Raw genomic sequence first — 3,251 nt, 5'->3', positions numbered from 1 at the left:
GTTGGGAAGCTGCAGGTGTTCACGCAGCTCGGACTGGCCGACAAGAATAATTTGCAGGAGTTTTGTCTTCTCTGTTTCCAGATTGGAGAGAAGGCGGATCTCTTCTAAAAGATCGGTGCTGAGATTCTGCGCCTCATCGATGATCAGGACCACCCGTTTCCCCTCCGTGAAGGTTTCGATCAGATGGTTGTTCAGGGTGTCGATCATCTCGGTTTTGCTCTTCCCGTGAAACTCCAGGGAGAGGTCCTGCAGGACCATCTCCAGAAGCTGGCGGGACGAAACCTTGGTATTGAAAAGCCGAGCGATTTTCACCTGATCGTCCAACTGGTTCAGGAAGGCCCGGATCAGCGTGGTCTTACCGGCCCCGATATCACCGGTGATGCAGACGAATCCGGAGGGGTCCTGGATCCCATACTCCAGATAGGCAAAGGCCCGTTTGTGCGCCTTGCTCCGGTAAAGAAACTCCGGATCCGGCGTCAGAGAAAAAGGCTTTTCACGAAACTGATAAAATTCCTTGTACATCAGAGGATCTTTCAAGGTCTTTCAAACCGGCGGCATACGTATGAAAACGATCCCTCGGCAATTCTTGCGCCGCCGCCTTCACGCCTCGTAATAATAGGTTTCCCCCGTATCCGAGTGATTGTTCATCACAATTCCCAGGATGTTCCGGCCCTGAAGAAGGGCCAGGGCCTCGGCCAGATCGCCCCTTTGTGTCCGGTCGGCCTGAACCACAAAGATGATCCCATCCATGGACTGGGAGAGGACCACCGGATCCGCCGTGGACAGAATCGGCGTGGTGTCGAAAATCACATAGCGGTCCTTATAACGGTCCTTGACCTCCCGGATGAAATTTTTCATCCGAGACGAATTAAAAATCTCCGTGGAGTTGGGAAGGGTCCCGCCCGCCGGCAGAAAGGTGAGTTTCTCCACACCGGTCCGTATCAGCAAATCCTCAAGCGGGACCTGATCCATCAGGTAATGAACCAGGCCCTTTTCCGGCTTCAGCCCCAGCATCTTGTGAATGGAAGGCCGCCTGAGGTCCGCATCCACCAGAAGGACATTCTTCTGAACCTCCTGGGCAATGGATACGGCCAGGTTGATGGCTGTGGTGGTCTTCCCTTCTCCGTCAGCAGCGCTGGTCACCATCAAACAGTTGTCTCCATTCCCTTCGGTTCTCTGAAGGATCTGCGTACGGAGCATCCGGTACTGTTCCGTGATATGGGAGCTCTTCCCGGCGAGGGTCACAATCCGGTTCTCTTCCATCATGTCCGGATTCACTTCCTTAAAAACGGTGTGCGTATACCTTGGAGCCGTCTCCTCCGGAGCTTCAGGAACCGCCTTGTTCTCTTTAACTCCGCTTCGTGCCTGCTTCGCCTTCTCCAGCGCCTCTTCGATTTTACTCATGTATCGAACCTCCTCGACAATCGACCCCTGAACCGGATCGATATTTTACTCAAATTATCTGGCCCCCTTGCCCATCAAAACGACCTTGAATGTATCCGCAATCACCCCCATGTCCAGCCAGAAGGACATATGCTTGATATAAAAAAGGTCGTATTGCAATTTCTCCTTGGCATCTTCCAGTGAAGCGCCGTATGAGTACCGAACCTGAGCCCACCCGGTGACCCCGGGTTTGACAGAATGCCGTTTGACATAGAAGGGGATTTTTTTGGCAAGCTGCTCCACGAAGAAGGGCCTTTCCGGCCGGGGGCCCACGATACTCATGTCGCCTTTCAATACATTGAATAGTTGCGGGATCTCATCTATCCGGGTTTTCCGGACGAAGCTCCCGATCCGGGTCATCCGGTCGTCCATGTCTTCCGCCCAGACCGGGCCGGTCTCTTTCTCCGCATCATCCTGCATGGAACGAAATTTATAGAGGACAAAAACCCTGCCGTTCTCTCCTACCCGCTCCTGTTTGAAAAATATGGGTCCCCGGCTTTCAAGCTTGATCAGGACTGCAATCATCATGATCAAGGGAAACAGAATCACCAATGAAAATACGGAAATAAACAGATCGATCAACCTCTTGAACAACTGGGCCAGTCTCGAATGCTCGAAACCCGAGGAGAAGATCAGCCAGCTCGGCCTTAATTTATCGATCAGGATCTTGCCGGTCGTCCGCTCATAGAATTCCACGCCTTCGTTGATCTGCACTCCTCGCATCTTGCATTGCAATAACGCCTCCATAGGAAGCCGCCCTCTCCTTTCATCCATAGAAACAATGATCTGGCTTATTTGATGATTCTGAACAACCGATGGGATGTCGTTATAATCTCCTATAACCGGGAACTTGACCGGGTTGCCGGCCTGCCGGCCGGGGTTCTTGTCAATGAGACCGACCACTTTGTATCCCAGGCCTCTATTCTCGACTATCTCCTCGGCCAGTGTGATGGCAAATGGATTGGCGCCGATGATCAGGATATTCTCCGTCATCCCGCTGGACCTGAGAAAAAGGCGGTAAAGAAGACGCCAGGAAACAATTAAAATGAGAACCAGACAGGCAGAGATCAGCGATGCCCCCCTGCCGATGAGCAGCGGAGGATAGAGATAATAAATGAAGGCCAGAAGGATTGAGGCCACACCCAGGGCCTGCAGCAGGCGGATCAAAAGCTCCCTGATATTCTTGATGATCTTCGGATCGTAAAGATCCGCATAGTAGAGGCTGGCGAGGCAGACCCCCATGGTCACGACGGCCTTGGGTATCAAAAGATCGTATTCCAGATCCCCGAGACGGAGATAGACCCCTGCCAGAACCGAAAGATAAATCAATACCCCTTCGGAAAAGAACATCAGGGCCTTTTTGAACTGGAATGAGAATCGAAAAAACTTCATGGGTCATCCCTGTTCTGAAAAAAAGATCTTGCATGCCGGGTTCAGCCGTCCAGACGATATCTTGTACCTCCCTGTCATCTCATATCGTTATTGAAGAGGGAGCTTATGCGCCTCGCGAAAAAGTTTGATCAGGAATATATCAAACTTAAAAAAGAAAATCTGAACGACGACCAGAACCGCAAGGACTGTAAGAAAAGACGAGACCAGGATCACCTTCCACCGTTTCCGCTTGAGCAGATTCTCCTGAAGAGTGACCACTTTGGGGATCACCGCCAACACCGGCAGGTTCGTAAAGGCCCTGAGCTCATCCTGATTCGAAAAGGATTGATCCAGATATTCGGAGAGGAATCCTGCGCCGGCTCCGGACCCGATCCCCAGGATCAGACCGATGAACAGGATGGCGATCCGGTTCGGCT

At 52.0% G+C, this 3,251-nt stretch carries 2 protein-coding genes and 2 pseudogenes (1 of these 4 running past the window's edge); all 4 read right to left on the bottom strand.

Annotated elements, in window-relative coordinates; translation table 11 throughout:
* A pseudogene (locus AUK29_03225) lies at positions 1-522 on the bottom strand (ATPase).
* A 78-nt stretch (positions 523-600) separates the two neighbouring features.
* On the bottom strand, positions 601-1,404 hold the full coding sequence (locus AUK29_03220) for a hypothetical protein (protein ID OIP65179.1): 804 nt from the start codon (positions 1,402-1,404) through the stop codon (positions 601-603).
* A 54-nt stretch (positions 1,405-1,458) separates the two neighbouring features.
* Positions 1,459-2,835, bottom strand: coding sequence for a hypothetical protein (locus tag AUK29_03215; protein ID OIP65178.1), 1,377 nt, complete (start codon positions 2,833-2,835; stop codon positions 1,459-1,461).
* Positions 2,836-2,922: 87 nt separating this feature from the next.
* Positions 2,923-3,251 (bottom strand): annotated as a pseudogene (locus tag AUK29_03210) (hypothetical protein); it runs 1,429 nt beyond the window's last position.

Source organism: Nitrospirae bacterium CG2_30_53_67 (assembly GCA_001873285.1).
Taxonomy (GTDB): Bacteria; CG2-30-53-67; CG2-30-53-67; order CG2-30-53-67; family CG2-30-53-67; genus CG2-30-53-67.
This window is presented reverse-complemented; position numbering and strand designations above follow the sequence as displayed.

What these genes read in the sequence shown, in the direction of transcription:
- AUK29_03220 (OIP65179.1), bottom strand. Translation starts at nt 1,404, where the DNA reads ATGAGTAAAATCGAAGAGGCGCTGGAGAAGGCGAAGCAGGCACGAAGC.
- AUK29_03215 (OIP65178.1), bottom strand. Translation starts at nt 2,835, where the DNA reads ATGAAGTTTTTTCGATTCTCATTCCAGTTCAAAAAGGCCCTGATGTTC.